Raw genomic sequence first — 16,458 nt, 5'->3', positions numbered from 1 at the left:
CTATTCAAATCCCCAAATTCTCATTCACATACAGCTCGCTAGGTTGAATTCGATGCTTACCTGTGTGTAACAGCTCTGGCAAACGCCCTATGCGCTCAGCCAAGCTGGATAGTTGTTGCTCATGGAAATAAGCTAAGCCCGTATGAATCCGGTCCTGAAAAGGCTCAAGCCATCTCGCATCCAAGCTATCCGGGCCGAAATACACCCCGAGCAGAGAGCCTGCTGTTGCTCCGAAGCTGTCGGTATCGTTGCCTTGCATGACCTGTTTGCATATCCCGTCACCAGCATTCTCTGCGAAGCGAAATGTATTGATCAAGGTTCCGATTTCCTGATACACCTGACAGTGGGAATGAGTCGCATACTTCTGATGAATGCCCTGATACGCTTCCAGCCAGTGATCTGCATTCGCTACGATCTGGAGACAATCCGCAGTAATCTCATAGAATCGGCTCCTTCTAGGGACGAACTGCAGTGCAGTTCTTATGATTTCAAGCGGATCGCGCAGCACGTGTGCGGCTGCAATTGCAGCGGCAATGAACATCGTGGCATAGATTCCCGTCCGCCGATGTGTAAAACTGGCATCACGCCAAGCCAGCTCGGCCGCAAGCGCAGGTTGACCAGGGCAGGCATAGCCGTAAGCATCTGCACGAATTGCCGCCCCGCATAGTTCGGTATCTTGCACCAGGAAGTCGGGCCAAGACTCTATTTCAGAATGATTAAAGGGTTCCCTGTCATGCTCCAAATAGCTCATCCCCGACCGAACCAGGATGGCCCTCTCCGGCCCCCAGGTTGTACTTATCGGAAGATGATTGATCCATAAATCTCTTAGATTTCTTTTCGTAAAACCCTTACCAAATTGCTCTAACGCCATCATTCCCATTAAGGTGTAGTTGATATCATCGTCAGGTGCCACATAACGAATCCGCCCCCGCGTGGTCTCGAACCAGGACCAATGACGACGATCCAACGCATGGAGAGCTTGTTCCGAAATATAATCATTCAGCGGCCATTCCCCTACAGCGGTTAACGCTTGACGTAATTCCGACAAGGTGGGATTGACCTCAATCGGCTTGCCCAGCATTGAACCACAGACTGAAGCGAGGAAGCCTGCCTCTACACGTTTAGCACTGTCCTTCAGATTCAAGACTCCGATCTGGCCTAAAGGTCTATCCGGGTCGCATTCCCTCCATATCTCCTCCAAATCGTCCGGCTCATAGTAGGGCCAGTTGTCCCGCATTGGAATGTCAGCCAAGCTATGGGCGAATTCCAGATAAGCATCATAGCTTGCCGGAAGCTGTTCCAACCGGGCCAAAAAACCGGAGGTTTGATGCCCCTGAGCAAATTTATTACGCAAAATTCCCTCTAATTGATGTTTCAGAAACGTTAGTGATGGCAGCATGTTGTATCTCCTTTATTTTGATTATCACAAAACCCCAGCAACTTAGAAAAATAAACGGATTTCAAAAGTTCACTGTTTATCGCTTGAATCTCCTTAATAAATTCAATAATTCTAGTTCTTATCTCATTAATAAATTCACTTTTGTGTACTCTATTTCCTAGTAGTTCGAGTCGATTTACAGAGCAATTCAGAGCTTTTAAATTTCATTTTTCCGGTCTTCCCTTATCCTTTCTAATGCTCTTTTGGCTGCTATTTTCCCATTATGCATTCCGTTTTTGGAGATCTTCACCAGCTTTTCCTTAGCTGGTATATAAGTATGAAATCCAATAATCTCACATGCTCTTTCTTGAACAAACATATCTTCATCGTCTAGATATTTTATGATGGAATTAAGATTTCCTTTTGGCGTTAATGCCATAATCGAAAAAATATACTGACAGCGAATATCATCGCTTATAATTTGGTCAGAGCTTATCATTCGATTCAACTCGTCAATACAAGCGAGGTCTTCATTCATTTCAGTTTGACTAACTTCAAATTCTGCTGGATAGTCTTTATTCAAATCATGCCAATCCAGATCAGGATATTCTTCGATTTTCGTTATAAATGAACGTATACTTCTAAAGGCCGGAGATACATCCGTTTCCTCATGATCGATATAACATATCCTGTATTTGCATGCGCCTTGTACGTACAAGCCAATATAGTTTGAATGATCGTCACTCCACAAAGGAATCATATCCCGATAAGCCTCTATTTTGGACATATAATCAACTAATTCAACAATTTCGTCAGCTTCCATTAATCTCAAAAAGTAGTTTTGATCCTTTTGTTTCTCCTTGTGCAGCTCCAACTCCTCAACTAATGCAACAGGCAATGAAAGGCCAAGTCTGTGAATAAGATCTGTAAACATGCGACTACTCCTCATAAAATAGTTTTTCACAACCTAGTGTCACTTTCAATCCAAATCGAATACTTCATTTCATTCACCCTAGCCCCTCCCCAATCCTGCCTCACAAAATAAACACAACCGCAATCACCAGATACGAATACCGCACATTCTTTCTCAATATTATGTATATCGTTCCGTAAAGTAGTGACATAAAGAATGCATAAGCACCCGTCGGTCCGCCCTGGAGCAGAATGTGGATCAGGCCCCAAGTGAGTGCGAGGAACATCCCGCCGTAGGGCAGACCGTCTCTTTTAAAAAGCACTTCACCGAACTTTTGACCAAACGCAATCGTCAGCAGAATCAAGCCCGCTTCAAACAAGTAATAGATATTCTGAAATACGAATCTCACCACGTCCTTGTACTCCTGAACCGGCTTAAAGCCCTCCCATACGACAGTTGTCGTTGCAATGGCGATCACCGAAACCACCACCGCGAGCAACCATCCCCTGGAATCTGGCTCAGCGTTCAACCTCATGATGTCAAAATCGTGTTTCCGCTTGGAGAGCCTGATCAGAAATACGGCCATACTCCCCCACAACAAGCAGGTAATTCCCCAGTGAATACATTGATGAAGCAGCGTATAATCAGAACTTTTCACCCCCAAGACGGATGGTAATATCATCAACAATACCACTTCAAGACCAAACCCTGCAAACGCATACAATGCTAAAGACAGATAATCGCTCGCTCCAACCTTCTTCTCCACCATCCCGGCATCCCCCATCATCCGCATCCTCCAGTTCAACTTAATTCACCTTCATGTGGAAAAACCTCATCCTGCCACGCTCACCAATCTACACCGCTAATCCCCCTCATACTTCCTCATAATCCCCCGCACATATGCCTTGAACCCATTCCGTATCTCTGGCGGCCCCAGCACTTCACACTTATCTCCAAAAGCAAGCAGCCGGTCGTAGCCATAGTCATTCGCAATAATAGGATACTTGGCCCAGCAGTGGTGTTCATCCACCCGCAGGATATGGTCGGCGCCGAACCGTTCGATCACCCGATCCATGACAGAGCGGTCCAGCCGGACCGTAACCTCCACCCATCCCTGGTTCAGCCAATCTCCTCCGTCCATGGGGAGAGGGGTGAATGCTCTCGGAACGAACTGCTCCTTCGTCACTTGGAGACCGCTCATTCTGGCCAGCTTGAAGATACGGTAGCCCTGCTTGACCAGACAATAGGCTTGCAAGTACCAGCTCCTCTCCTTGAAAACCACCTGATACGGCTCCACCCGCCGTTCACTGCTCTGCCCCCGCGCATCCGTATACGCAAAAGCCAGCACAGCGTGCTCATTCATCGCCGTCTCGATCATCCCGAACAGGCTGCGCAGCGACTCGTTTCCTTGATTCAAGGACAGATCCATGACGAACGGCGCATTCGGCTGGCCCTCTGCATTGTCCGGGTAGAGAGCGTTCAACTTCTCCGCTACATACACCATTTCCCTTCTTCCAAAAAGCTGCTTGTAGCTGTGCAATCCATTCTGCAGGTTCTGAATTTCTTGCGGGGTGAACAGGGTTTTGCCCACTTTGTAGGATTTCATCAAGCCGACACCGCCCCACGCTCCCATAAGCGTATAGATGGGCAGGCCGGCTCTATTCAGCGTTTCAATATCCCGGTAAATCGTTCGTCTGCTGACTTCGAGACGCTCTGCTAACTCGCGCGCACTAATCTGCTCATGCTCCAGCAGGATCATAATTAGCGCAATCAAGCGATCCATTTTCATGATGACCACCTCTAATCAAGTATGCCATACAGGTGTCACAGTTGGTAGATTATGCTTGCTTGGAATACACCAATCCCACTATCCAGGAGGTACATTGTCATGATTTCGACCAGAATTGAAACGAAGGAAGCATTCCGCATCATTGGGTTCAAGGCCACACTAAGTGAAGATGGAGCAGTGCACGATCCAGCGTATTCTCCGCTCAAAACGGCTTTTTTCAAAAGCACGCTGGAGAACGGGAGGAGAGTATTTGGTGTTGTCGGGTCAGGGCGGCTTGTCGCGTCTCGCGTTTGACCGGCTGGAGGATGAGGCATTCGATGCCATCCTGAACGATAATTATGAGTATGTGTATACCGGACACCCGATCGCGGAGGTACTAACCAATGGCAATCCTATGGATGCCGAAGTTGAAGTATGGGTGCCGGTGAAGAAGCGGTAGGCAAATTGAGGATTAAGCTTGAGGAAATAACATTGGGCTGTAGGTAGAAGCAACTTCGTTGCGTTGGAGCGTGTTGGATCAGCGGCACTCAGAATTTGAGGAGTAGCTGATCCAGCGCTCAATCATCTGCTCATGTCTAGCGGCTTTCGCGCAGACCAGCCCAGTACGTTAAGGTGTAGGCGTATAGGATGATAAAGGCAATTATACTTAGGACAACGGGGATAACAAAATTCATGTTAAGCAGAGACGTCATATTTAGCTGCACTACGGATAACAGGATAACGAACAAGAAGCTTGCTGTAATCATATAATTCGACCAGGCACGGCGGTAAGTTAAGTCTTCCCTAACCTGCTGCTTCCCTCTGCGCATTCTCCAATATTCATATATGAACAGAAGGATTCCTAACACCTGCATGATCGTAGGTATAAACACGATACTATAAGATTTATCTATATAGCGGTCTACGGTCCAACTGCCGTTGAAATGGACCGGAAGCTGGTCAGGAATCAGATCGTAGTTGCGCAGCACTGTTACAATACTAACCACAATAATAACAGCATGAATGAGGAACCAATGACTGGGCAGGCCAACATTTCCGTTCCGCAATCCTGGTTCCATGACCGATGATTCGGGAGCAGCAGGCAGCATAGGCAGTACGCTTTTCATTTTCAAATGATACCTGATGTTAATGACCAGAGAGATTACGAGCATAGCGAGTGCATAAGTAATAATGATCCAACTAATTTGTCTCGAATGTTCATCACTGTAAATTAAGCATAGAATGCCAACTATGAACAGGATGGTATGTAAAATTGCACTAATCCTAGCATACGACTTCCGCATCTGACGCAGCGGCTCACTGTGGAATTGGACAGCGCTGACGGTGACTCCGAAACTAATCGTCTCTTTTGTTAAATACGGCATACTCACGATGAGTACAATGGAAGGTACAAATACCAGGATAAATATTATAACAGGCAGTATCGTCATATCATTCACCTCATTCTACATACGTATTATTTTACATAGTCCTCGAAAGTGATCTTATACTCAATAGAAGTTGAAGCCCTCAATTTCCGCACAATGCAATCCCCCTACCATATTATGGTGTACGTATCACATGCTAAGAAAGTTTCATCCGAGGCCTATCGGCAGCATACCTTCTTCGGTGTAATGCTTCAAGCTTGAAGATCTGGAGGCGTTAGAATTACTTCATGTATTAAATTCAATTGTCTTTCCCTCTCCTTTGTTGAAGAATCTGTGGAGTTATCAGTTAATACATTTGTTGCCTTTATTGCGTAATCACTGCTAACTAAAGCATGTCCTCTCATATGTCCTGTTGCAATGGCTTGGGCAAATGAACGTGCAGAATACTTGCTAACGTCTGATTTGGATTCTTTCGCCAATTCATTAACTACAAATCCAACTTTCCGTAAATCGGAGGCTCTAATGCTTCCGTCTATTCGTTTTTGTAAAGTTTCTATCCCTAAATGTATTCGTGAGTCATCTTTTAAATGGTCGTCTAAGTAATCCAAGTACGGAGTTGCTACTTTTAAAGTCCATTGAGCAACTAACTTCTGCGGTATTTTTTCAAGAGCCTCTTCAATTTTATTGCGCAATTCGGTGTTATCTATAATTTTTATTTTAGGGTTACTATGCTTGAATTCTGTTTGTTCTTCTTTTAATTTTTGCTCATGTTTATTCCATGCGTAATCTTCTAATTTCACTCAATTCACTCCTATTAAACTACAAAAGATTTAATTGGAAAACGAAACCATAGCCTCAATTCCTTATCGTATTACAATCATAAGGTAACCGCAGCGTCACAGCAATTCTTTAATCGAAACCTGATACAACATATCATCTGCACAGAACAGCACGAGATCTTCCCGAAAATCTTGCGTGACTGGCACAAGAGGCTCAGATTTTTCATTCAGAAACTGTATCTTATGCCCTTTGGTCATGCTTGCTTTTTCATGTTTTTTGATATAATAGTCTCCGTGTTTGCCGTAACCGCCATCGAACAAGAAGTGACAACCATCCGTGCAGAACCCGGCCGAACCGGAAATCTCAGGATTGATAAATGTGACCTTGGGCTGAGTGGGTCCGCCTGAGATACAGCCGAGCAAAAAGTCCGTATAATAATAAAACCAGACCTCGTCTTCACGGACCACATTCAAAGCGTAACAATCGGCAATATCCGACACATGATCTTCGTATACTTTGTTGCCATGCTCATCCCAGGCCACCAGGCCATGTTCACCGACAGGCTGATCCCACCCGTTGTTCCCGAACACGCCTTCGTCAAAATAACTGGTCCAGATGGTACCTTTCTCCGTCACTTGAACATTCTGAATCCCGTCTCCAAGCAGGAACTCACGGACAGTACGTCCTGTATAATCACATACTTTGGCGTTCAGATCATATTTACCTGCACCATAATACGTACTGCGTGCACCAACCAGCAGCAGATGTCTGCGAAGCGGCTGAACATAATGATAATTGAAATGCTGATCCTCTATGATAATTTCATCGATATAATCTTTACTTTCTACCATCAAAACCTTGTAAGTATGCGGTTGCTTCAAAGCCGGTTGGACGAACATTCCGCGCTTCCGTTCCGGGATCTGGTTAATCAGCAGGACATATACGCAGCCATCCCCACCTAATTGAGCCGAGACGATCTTGAACCCTTCAGTATACTCCGAAATATCTGCAAAAGGCTGCAGCGTCACTGTTTTATGAAACATGCCAATTCCTCCTTAAGAGCTGGTGTAAAACCATCCTCTGTTCTATTACCGTATTATGTCAGAGTAGATGGAACCAGAACATGGCGGAAGTATGGCGAAGCTTAGGAAAAAACGAAAAGACGCTAACATGGAGTTAGCGTCTTTATCGATTCAACTCAGTTTATACCATAATCTAAAGAGTAATTTTCAACATGCTGTTTGCTCCCTTTTGAAACTCGTACCGGGCCGTTATTTCTTCAGTTGAACAACCCTGTTGATGTAAAAAGGTGAGCAGCTCATCCAATTGACGATATCTCTCTCCTGAAAGGCTGACTAAAGGAAAAATCCGAATTTCCTGTTTGGTTACCCGAAGTAGCTCTTGGATCGTTTGCCTATGGAAATCAAAATCAAGCCGATCTGAATACATAAACAAAAAGTGTGCAGACAGTGTCATATCAAATTGTTTATCCTTGAATGGGAGCGTAGGCAGCGCCGAGGCGATATAACGCCCGGGATGGTTTTTCATATCCTCTGCACAATCAGTTAAGGCGCGGGATCGATGTTGTTTCAGTTCGTCAACGGATTGGAAATAATCCCATACGTAGTTGGTTTGGGCACTTTCCATTTTGGTCATGGCGTGTTCCAAGTCGTTCATGCCTTTTGTGTAAAGATCTTCATTGTCATGAAAATAAGCGATATCCGTTGCTGTTACGTCGGCACCTAGTTTATTCGCATAGGCCGTGAACGAACATGCTCCAGCGGGGCAATCCAGAATGGACCGTCCCTTCAATTCCGTCTGTGTTAAGTTAAACATGGACATATACTCTTCAAATGTACGTCCAATAAACACGATACGGCTTAAATCCAATTTACTCTCTCTGCTCATCTCAGCTCACCTTTCCTCTACTCATCTAATCTTACCCGATCTTCATACAATAACACCTGATCATCCGGCAGCTCTGCATTATGATGAAAATGCCCAAAGAACCATTTCCCATAGTCCAGTCTGAACTTAATTTCGTTGAAATACGTGTGCATGGGGTCAACTTCCACATTCGTACGATAACGCCCTTTGATCCACTGAAGCGCATCATAGGAGCAAGTGTGCGTCAACACATAGTCCACTCTCCACTGGTTCTTTTCCAGATTGCGGATGCCTTCCTGGTATTCTTCCGGGCTTGGCATTTCGCGCTCCCACCAGGATACGCCAACCTTCCTGTACTCCTTATCATGTGAAGCCGCCCCGCCAAAGGCGAAAAAGCTTTTCCCTTCGAGCTCAAAGACTTGGCCGCGCATTAAATGAATGATACTAGGAGTAATGTGACGCACCCGACCGCCGTTCCATTCGAAGACTGGGTAGGATTCGAGCAGATCAAAGTTCTCGTGATTCCCGTCAATAAACAGGGTGGTCCATGGTTTCTCAGTAAGCCATTTTAGCCAAAAGCGATCCTCCGCGTCATCTGCCCACAACAAGCCGAAATCCCCTACGATTATGACATAATCCTGCTTCGTCAGCGTCCTGCCTTCAGGGAAATTCCTTGAATTAAAACGGCTGGCCACACTGATGGAACCGTGAATGTCGCCTGTTATGTAGATCATAGAATGTGCCCCTTTCAGAGAGCGTTTGATTGGATCACAAAAGCATAGTTCTTCTCCTGCTTCTCCCAGATTGCATTTATGATAAAACCTCTAAATTCCTTTTTATCTTTTTCATAGTAAGAGCTTAAAGCAGAAGCGATGTGCGTGTCTAAATTGAAGCTATACACACCTTTCTTTGTAACATAGGGGACATCGGTGATTTCTTTGGATGTATATAAATAATCTCCATTAGCATCAAGTAATCCATCGCTTATGGAAAGTGTATCTGGCGGATTCGATCCAAAATCAATTAAAATCTCTTCGCCATTTTTCAAATATTGAATGTCTGAAGGATTCTTTTTCTCGAATGCAAAGGAAAACGGTGAAGCCTTCTGATCGGATAAAGAAGCCTTTTGCTCACTATTTAGAGTCGCATATTTAATATTTTCTTTTCCGCCAAGAATGGTAACGCTACTCTTAGGACTACCATCACACCCGGTAAATGCTACAAGTAATGAACTTAAAAGCATACTCAATATTATTTTTTTACAGCGATTAATAAGGATCATCTCCTTCTTTATAGTCAACGCCAATGTCTGCCTGCCAGAATCATAGACAGAACGCAGCTAATCGAAGCCAGCCCCATCCACAGCAATACCGAATAGGACATCCATACACTAATCATAGTGTAATTGTAGTTTACCAAAAAAGGCCAGCCTAGCACCAATAGTAACAACAGCGCTCTGATAAACAGGGTAACACGGGCCTTGATCTTTTGGCGGCGGATTCCCTTCTCTGTGGCAAAATCGCTTCTCCCTCCTGCCAGCCGGATGAGCTTAAACGCAATCCCAATCACAGTTAACACTACTAAAAGCGAACCTATTCCGTCCATTAGGATATAGGTGTCGTCATACTTGAAGGTCTCCATCGGCTGCCCTTGCATCTGGTCATAGATATTCTGGGCAATCAGCGTAGGTGCGGTAGAGTTTAGATTAGCCAGCACGAATACCCCCTCCTTCCGTTCGGGATCGATGATCGCCTGGGAAGAATAATTCGGGTTAATGCCGCTATGACGGATCACCCTCGTCTCCCGGTCTTGGCTCCAGCCGAAGGCATAGAATTGGTTCTCAGCTTCATGCCCCGTTGTACGAAGGTCCGGCTCATGGGATTGTTGAATGGCCTTTCTTAGATTATCCGGCACCTCTCCGCTTCCCATCTGAGCGTTGACCCAGTGCTGCAAATCCTTAAGATTGGTCACCAGATACCCTGCGGCTATATTTCCGTAGTATCTGGGAGCATCGTAGGCCATGCTTTTGCCAAAAAACACCCGATAACCCTGTGCAAGCTTCTCCGGCTTCCATTCCTGTCCTGTCGAGAAATAGCTGTCGTTCATCCCTAGCGGCTTAAGGATCTGCTGCGTCACATAATCCTGATAACTCCGCCCTGTAACTCGCTCAATGATCGCTGCCAGGATATCGTAATTCACTGTTGCATACTGATAGGCACTGCCTGGATTAGTATCCAGCGCAAGGCTGGAGATTTTATGTATGGTCGCTGCAAGCTGCTCCTTATCTGAACCTTCAGGGATCAGGCGGATGCTCCATGACGGTATTCCGCTGGTATGTGAGAGTAGCTGGTTAATGGTGATCTTAACCTTCCCCCCCTTATAGGTCGGAGCGAACTCTGGCAGATATTGCGAGACGTCATCGGTATAAGCCAAAGCCCCCTGATTCTGTAGCATAATCACAGCAAGCGCCGTAAACGCCTTAGTCGTTGAGCCTAACTCAAAAAGCGAGTCCGCTGTGACCTCCTTATCCTGCGCCTTATCGGCGTAGCCGTAGGTTTTGAATTCTGTTTTGCCGCCTGTGGCGGATAGAATTGCTACCCCTGGAGTCGCTGTCTTGTCCATGATGCTCTGTACCATAGCGGACTCACTGTCAACCTTTCCTGAGGTCAAAAGCGTTCTAATCTCATGCCGGCATGCAGCCGCAGCAAGGATTAGGATTAGCAGCATGGCAATGCCTTTCAGCAGCATTTCTTTTCTTCGCGTTGTCTTCTTCATGATTAAGCTCCTTCAAGATCTGTCGTCTGGTTCAAGATGTACTTAACTAGTAAGACGTATTGACGCAGCCGTTCCCTGCACAACGAGGGTAAATCCAAAAGCTTGCCTTGACCTTGAAGTATACTTCAACCCTTATAGTGAAATATAGTTAATGGTACACTTAAAAAACGGGCAAATATGCTTATAACGAGAGAGGTAGACTATGAGAAGTCAATTAAATCGAGAATTGTCGGGGATTGTATTCCTGATTCTAGCGCTTGGTGCTTCTGTATTGATCGGGAAAGAAATGTCGTTCGCTGTACTAGCAATAATCGTACTTTTGGCACAATTAGGAATTTATACTTTTCACTTCAAAAAAAGAGGTAAACTGTTTTGGCTCTATGCTGTTGCCCTGATAACCGAGATTTTATTCTTGGCCACTAAGGAGTTTTGGATATTCGCATTTGCTATTCTACTGCTAATTGTAGCAGGGGTGTGGAATGTGTATTTTGCTGGTGAAGTGCGTAAGAGCGGGAAGGTTTTTCTAGTGGTTCGGAGAGTGTTGTTCGGAATTGTAGCTTTAGTTGCCAGTGTGGTTTGGATCGTTAACCTATATGTTCAGCCTATTACGGGGTCTGTTACTCTGCCAGCTGAATTAACTGCTGAAATCAACAATGACCAGCTTGATTCTTCAACCACCATGTTGGACAATATTGAAAAAATGAATTCCTTTGGCAGCCGTACAACGGGATCTGAAGGTCACAATCAGTTCATTGCATGGTTACAGCAGCAGGTGACGGATATGGGCCTTACTGTGTACCGTGATAAGTATACTTTTGATCGCTGGGAAGAGAAGAACAGCTCTGTAATCCTTGATAACCAGGAAATTCATGTATCCTCTGCGTTTCCTTACTCTGGCGAGACCGATACAAATGGAGTTACCGGAGAGTTTGTCTACACCAAACCTGGTAAATATGAGGAAGCCAAGGGCAAAATAGCCGTCGTTGAAATCAAGAACTTTAAGAATTTCCCCATGGCACTGGTGATGAATATACGCGAAAAATTTCGGGCACCGGGCGGTATTCCTTCAGATGAGGGCGATCTGGTCCTTACCACAGCTTTGAAGCATGCTAAATTGGACGAAGCCAAGGAACAGGGCGTCAGAGCAGTCATTATCGTCTGGGATGGCGTTTCAGATGAAAAGGCTGAGAAGCAATACCTCCCCTTCACCGAGCATTATTTCGGAATTCCAGCCGTTTGGGTCAATAAAACAGATGGGCAGAAAGTGGTCAATGCAGCTAAGGAACATAAGGCGGGCACAGTGATTTTAGAGGCAGAAACACAGAAAGATGCGCCGACCGAATCTTTTTATGTGAAAATTGAAGGAAAGAATAAAAAGGAATCGATCATTGTAAATACGCATACCGATGGTGTGAATGTGGTAGAAGAAGACGGTGCGATTGGCATGCTCTCCATGATTCGTTACCTGCAGCAGCAGGAGCAGCCAGAACGGACTATGATCTTCACCTTCGTAACAGGACATTTCAGATTGCCCGAATTCAAAGGTACCTCGCAGGCAACCTCAACCTGGATGCAGGCTCATCCTGAGCTGTGGGATGGTAAAGATGGACATCTGAAAGCCGTGGCAGGACTCACTGTAGAGCATCTGGGCAGCTTAGAATGGAAGGACAATGCTTCCGGACAATATGCACCGACTGGTAAAATAAGTACAGAATTCACCTACGCAGGGAATGAAAGGATGGAAGCCATTTGGATGAAAGCTGTTGAAGATAGAAATAACACCCGGACCGTTATCCTGCGCGGACATAATAAGTTTCAATTCGGTGAGAGTCAGCCCCTGTTCAATGCCGGGATTCCAATGATTGGACTGATCCCCATGCCAGATTATCTCCTGGTAGATAGCGCAGACAGAGAAATGGATAAATTCGATGTGAACCTGATGCACGAACAAGTCGGGTCTCTATTGAAGGCATTACAGCTTATGGATCTTACAGAGACTACGGAGTTGGGGACGGCAGATAAATATTCGTTTTTCTTTGGGCGGACGAAGTAGTTGAATGGTAACAGCTAACACCGAAAGCAAATTACAATGAGCGTAGTTATGGTATTATTATATTCGAGTTTTTGAGTCTAACAATTTTCTTATACCGGAGGGAAACATGGATATCACTGAATTTCAACAATGGGTTAGGGAATATTACAAGAATCGTAACTGGTCGGACTTAGATATATTTGTTCGTATTGGATTTCTTGCTGAAGAAACTGGGGAAGTCGCCCGCGCAATTCGTGCATTAGAGATTGGCAGGGATCGTCCAGACGAGGTTGCAGGCACATTTCAAGAGAATAAAGCTGAATTAACAGAAGAACTTGGAGATGTTCTAGGAAATCTCATTGTCATCGCCAATAAATATGATATATCGCTTGAAGATATCTTGATATCGCATAAGCAAAAGCTTCAGGCACGCTATTCAGAAAATTAAAATAAATGCAAAAATAGGAAGAAGGTATACACATGAAGCTTTGCGGAGTTTGTATTCTGACTGACAATGCGCCGCGCCTGGCTGCTTTTTATGAAATCGTGCTCAAGGAGTCTCCGGTTGTTGAAGGGCAGCATTATGGATTCGACAGCGCCCAGCTTGCGGTCTACAATCCAGGCCAAGTGAATGTGGTCAATGACAAGAATATGTCACTAATGTTCTATGCCCATGATGTCTTGGCTGAATATGACCGTCTCATGCAAGCCATCCCCGGCATCGGGATTACCTCTCCACCTGAGCGCAGACCGTGGGGCGCCTACTCCTTCTGGTTCCTTGACCCCGACGGCAATACGGTGAGCTTCATTGAGAAGAAGGATCTACCGTGATATACCAGTACACACCGTACTTATCGACGACTTCAGCACAGCAGGAGCTCCAGGGAAGGGCGCCTAACGGAAATAACACCGTGCCGCCCTTCGCTAGCATTTCATATGCCTTGTTCACTTCTTCTTCACGCTCAAAGTTAATCCCATAACTCATAGTTGGACGTGATCCCTCTAGTGATGATGAGCGCATGATATCCACAAAGCTATCATTATGTGATTCACTGACTGCAAATATCTCTTGTCCATCTCTAAGTAATGATGCGTGCATAAATGTGCCATCCGGGAATCTCTCATGATAGCCCAGGGTAAGTCCAAAGGCTTCTGAATAAAATGCTACAGCTTCAGTGGTATTCTTAATGTATAAGGTTGCTCCTAGTTTCATGGTGTGGACTCCTTATAAATCATTTCTTTCTTGCAATCTCAAAAACTTGGCCGCGAATTAAGCAGTTCGAAAACTCTTCTGTCCAAGATACATGTTCAGGATTATTTCGATCTAATACAATCTTCCCGCCTTTTCTAGGTAATCTTTTAGCAGTTTTAAGGAAAGACATACTAATACCTTCAGGTGTTTTATTCATTTAAGTCGACCTCCACTAAAAATCTATCACTATGATTAAGTTTACTTATAATTGTTCAGTATTATAACACGTAAGACTATGAAATACCATAAATTCCCACATGCTATTGGTATGTCCATTTAGGAATGAATAATGAAATTTTAACTTGATATTTCGCAATAAAAAACCGAAGATCCCCTACGCCCCGGTTCCTTCACTGCTAATTTATGCCTTAGTGATTACTCCCTCTCTCCGCTAAACACCTCAATCATCATTAACGCACCTATTTTGTACCCTTGGATAAAAGATAATGCCGAATGCAGCGAACAGGATTCACTATGTAGCTCCAGCAGTTCCTCGACCTGATCAAAATCTTCTTTTGGTAGTCTCTCTTTAAGCATCTCTAATGAATCAATAATCCGCTGATTAATCCTTCGAGATTCCGGATCGTTTGGCTTCATCCGCTCATTGGGACGCAAACTCCCATAATACAAATCCTCCAAAATCATGATTATCAGGCCTCCCTTTGAATGTGATCCGTATACTTGTGGACAATAGTGATCCCTACCAAATCAAGTTTAACTGATAAAGTGGGTATATATTGTTTTTTATGCAGTATTCGCATAGAATCACAACCTCAACAAAAACAAGACCATATGCCGATGTTTAAAGGAAATTAAATATATAGCTAGTGCGGCGCTTCATTAAGCTAACGGGCAGTTTAACGCAAAATTAATCAATGAAAAACGCGGACATGATCTGCCCGCGCTTTAAATATTCAGGAATTAGATGCCTTCAACGATACGCTTAGAGCGCAGTGATACTTGCTCTAATAACTCGTCTTCATCGATGGTGAGCAGCTGACGGCCCTGCATTAACACTTTTCCGTTAACGATGGTGGTGTCCACGTCCGCACCGTTGGCGCTGTATGCGAGCAGTGAATGGATGTTGTGTATCGGCTGCAAGTGGGGTTTTTTCATATCTACTAAGATGATATCTGCCTTCTTCCCGATTTCGAGCGTGCCCACCTCATGGGCGATGCGGAGCAACTGCGCACTTCCAGCCGTCGCCATGCGAAGAGCATCCATTGCGGGAAGCTTCGTGGGGTCCCCGTAATCCAACTTTTGCAGCCATGTTGCTGCCCGGATCTCCTCGAACATGTCTAACGTGGTGGCGCTGCCCGCCCCATCCGTGCCTAAACCAATTGTAATCCCTTGGTCAGCCATATCCTGAATCGGTGCTATGCCGCAGCCAAGCTTGAGATTGCTCACTGGATTATGGGACACTCCGCCCCGCATACTCTTCAGATAACCGATATCACGGCGATTTAGATGCACGCTATGTGCGAGGAGCACATGCGCCTGTTCAAACAGACCGAGGTGATACAAATATTCGGTTGGGGTCTGATTATGCTTTTCCCGAATCTGAATGACTTCCTCTTTCGTTTCGGCTAAATGAGTATGTAACGGTATGTCCTCCTGCTCCGCTAATTCGATAAGCTCTCTAAATGGCTGCGGAGGAACAGTGTAAGGGGAATGCGGACCTAGCATGGTCGTGATTCTGCCTTCCGCTGCACCGCTCCAGTGACGAACGAGATCAAGCGCCTCGGACATTCGCGGCCCTCCGTCATTTTCGAGGAAGGTGAGCCCCCGTGTTAAAGAAGCCCGCATACCGGCCTCTTCTACCGCTGCCGCGATTTCATTCATGTGAATGTACATGTCGGCGAAGGTTGTCGTACCCGATTTAATCATTTCCGCCATCGCGAGCTTTGCTCCCCAATAAATATCCTCTGGAGTCATGCGTGCTTCAGCAGGGAGCATTTTCTGGTTCAACCAATCCATAAGCTTCAAATCGTCGGAAAATCCCCGCAATAAGCTCATAGACGAGTGTTGGTGGGCGTTGATCAGCCCGGGCATTGCAGCCATCCCCCCGCCATGAATGATCACATCTGCCCCAGTAGATATAATGGACTGAATGTCCGCTATGCGGTCCCCGTCAATGAGAATATCCCCGATGTAGGGTTCCTCGTTTCCCATGGTTAAGATGGTCGAGCCTTTGATTAACGTCTTCATCGTGACAGCCTCCTTTTCTAGGGTTTATACTAAACCTTGACGTTAAGTGAGGGTCAAGAACATAAAGGGGTCTAGCT

The 16,458-nt window shown here is 45.3% G+C and carries 19 protein-coding genes; 4 read left to right on the top strand and 15 right to left on the bottom strand.

Features of this window, described 5'->3' with window-relative positions:
- Nucleotides 1-4 precede the first annotated feature (4 nt).
- The 4 genes from C173_RS32350 to C173_RS32335 form a co-directional block, all read right to left on the bottom strand.
- On the bottom strand, nucleotides 5-1,399 hold the full coding sequence (locus C173_RS32350) for an ADP-ribosylglycohydrolase family protein (protein ID WP_036733486.1): 1,395 nt from the start codon (nucleotides 1,397-1,399) through the stop codon (nucleotides 5-7).
- A 196-nt stretch (nucleotides 1,400-1,595) separates the two neighbouring features.
- Nucleotides 1,596-2,312, bottom strand: a complete 717-nt coding sequence (locus tag C173_RS32345) for a hypothetical protein (protein ID WP_036733483.1) — start codon at nucleotides 2,310-2,312, stop codon at nucleotides 1,596-1,598.
- Nucleotides 2,313-2,412: 100 nt separating this feature from the next.
- On the bottom strand, nucleotides 2,413-3,078 hold the full coding sequence (locus C173_RS32340) for a hypothetical protein (protein ID WP_051478764.1): 666 nt from the start codon (nucleotides 3,076-3,078) through the stop codon (nucleotides 2,413-2,415).
- Nucleotides 3,079-3,153: 75 nt separating this feature from the next.
- A complete protein-coding gene (locus C173_RS32335) occupies nucleotides 3,154-4,080 on the bottom strand; it encodes a helix-turn-helix transcriptional regulator (protein ID WP_036733480.1) in 927 nt (308 codons plus the stop codon).
- 253 nt (nucleotides 4,081-4,333) lie between these two features.
- Here C173_RS32335 and C173_RS34765 point away from each other — a divergent pair, with 253 nt between their 5' ends.
- Nucleotides 4,334-4,519 (top strand): hypothetical protein, encoded by a 186-nt coding sequence (locus C173_RS34765; protein ID WP_200869616.1) that lies wholly within the window; start codon nucleotides 4,334-4,336, stop codon nucleotides 4,517-4,519.
- Nucleotides 4,520-4,655: 136 nt separating this feature from the next.
- Here the strand turns inward: C173_RS34765 and C173_RS34570 are convergent, their stop codons facing one another.
- The 7 genes from C173_RS34570 to C173_RS32295 form a co-directional block, all read right to left on the bottom strand.
- Nucleotides 4,656-5,138: a DUF1648 domain-containing protein gene (locus C173_RS34570; RefSeq protein WP_235192108.1), complete on the bottom strand. Its 483-nt coding sequence runs from the start codon at nucleotides 5,136-5,138 to the stop codon at nucleotides 4,656-4,658.
- Nucleotides 5,139-5,698: 560 nt separating this feature from the next.
- Nucleotides 5,699-6,247, bottom strand: coding sequence for a putative immunity protein (locus tag C173_RS32320; protein WP_036733473.1), 549 nt, complete (start codon nucleotides 6,245-6,247; stop codon nucleotides 5,699-5,701).
- A 96-nt stretch (nucleotides 6,248-6,343) separates the two neighbouring features.
- A complete protein-coding gene (locus C173_RS32315) occupies nucleotides 6,344-7,270 on the bottom strand; it encodes a hypothetical protein (RefSeq protein WP_036733470.1) in 927 nt (308 codons plus the stop codon).
- 172 nt (nucleotides 7,271-7,442) lie between these two features.
- Nucleotides 7,443-8,135 (bottom strand): methyltransferase domain-containing protein, encoded by a 693-nt coding sequence (locus tag C173_RS32310; protein WP_036733467.1) that lies wholly within the window; start codon nucleotides 8,133-8,135, stop codon nucleotides 7,443-7,445.
- A gap of 17 nt (nucleotides 8,136-8,152) precedes the next feature.
- Nucleotides 8,153-8,848, bottom strand: a complete 696-nt coding sequence (locus C173_RS32305) for a metallophosphoesterase family protein (RefSeq protein ID WP_036733464.1) — start codon at nucleotides 8,846-8,848, stop codon at nucleotides 8,153-8,155.
- A gap of 14 nt (nucleotides 8,849-8,862) precedes the next feature.
- On the bottom strand, nucleotides 8,863-9,363 hold the full coding sequence (locus C173_RS32300; protein WP_235192107.1) for a hypothetical protein: 501 nt from the start codon (nucleotides 9,361-9,363) through the stop codon (nucleotides 8,863-8,865).
- A gap of 47 nt (nucleotides 9,364-9,410) precedes the next feature.
- Nucleotides 9,411-10,889 (bottom strand): serine hydrolase domain-containing protein, encoded by a 1,479-nt coding sequence (locus C173_RS32295; protein WP_036733461.1) that lies wholly within the window; start codon nucleotides 10,887-10,889, stop codon nucleotides 9,411-9,413.
- Between the two features lie 202 nt (nucleotides 10,890-11,091).
- Here C173_RS32295 and C173_RS32290 point away from each other — a divergent pair, with 202 nt between their 5' ends.
- From C173_RS32290 to C173_RS33285, 3 genes are all read left to right on the top strand, one after another.
- Nucleotides 11,092-12,942: a M28 family metallopeptidase gene (locus tag C173_RS32290; RefSeq protein WP_036733458.1), complete on the top strand. Its 1,851-nt coding sequence runs from the start codon at nucleotides 11,092-11,094 to the stop codon at nucleotides 12,940-12,942.
- Between the two features lie 106 nt (nucleotides 12,943-13,048).
- Nucleotides 13,049-13,369, top strand: coding sequence for a MazG nucleotide pyrophosphohydrolase domain-containing protein (locus tag C173_RS32285; RefSeq protein WP_036733455.1), 321 nt, complete (start codon nucleotides 13,049-13,051; stop codon nucleotides 13,367-13,369).
- 32 nt (nucleotides 13,370-13,401) lie between these two features.
- Nucleotides 13,402-13,752: a VOC family protein gene (locus C173_RS33285; RefSeq protein ID WP_051478756.1), complete on the top strand. Its 351-nt coding sequence runs from the start codon at nucleotides 13,402-13,404 to the stop codon at nucleotides 13,750-13,752.
- Here C173_RS33285 and C173_RS32275 read toward each other — a convergent pair.
- From C173_RS32275 to C173_RS32265, 4 genes are all read right to left on the bottom strand, one after another.
- The gene (locus C173_RS32275; RefSeq protein WP_036733452.1) at nucleotides 13,727-14,134 is read right to left on the bottom strand and encodes a VOC family protein; all 408 of its coding nucleotides are present in this window, start codon (nucleotides 14,132-14,134) and stop codon (nucleotides 13,727-13,729) included. The genes C173_RS33285 and C173_RS32275 overlap by 26 nt on opposite strands.
- Before the next feature lie 19 nt (nucleotides 14,135-14,153).
- Nucleotides 14,154-14,330, bottom strand: coding sequence for a hypothetical protein (locus tag C173_RS34425; RefSeq protein ID WP_155991703.1), 177 nt, complete (start codon nucleotides 14,328-14,330; stop codon nucleotides 14,154-14,156).
- A gap of 218 nt (nucleotides 14,331-14,548) precedes the next feature.
- The gene (locus C173_RS32270; RefSeq protein ID WP_036733449.1) at nucleotides 14,549-14,818 is read right to left on the bottom strand and encodes a DUF6809 family protein; all 270 of its coding nucleotides are present in this window, start codon (nucleotides 14,816-14,818) and stop codon (nucleotides 14,549-14,551) included.
- A gap of 276 nt (nucleotides 14,819-15,094) precedes the next feature.
- Nucleotides 15,095-16,381: an amidohydrolase gene (locus C173_RS32265; protein WP_036733446.1), complete on the bottom strand. Its 1,287-nt coding sequence runs from the start codon at nucleotides 16,379-16,381 to the stop codon at nucleotides 15,095-15,097.
- Between the last annotated feature and the right edge of the window lie 77 nt (nucleotides 16,382-16,458).

This window comes from Paenibacillus sp. FSL R7-277, assembly GCF_000517965.1.
Classification (GTDB): Bacteria; Bacillota; Bacilli; order Paenibacillales; family Paenibacillaceae; genus Paenibacillus_AQ; species Paenibacillus_AQ silagei.
This window is presented reverse-complemented; position numbering and strand designations above follow the sequence as displayed.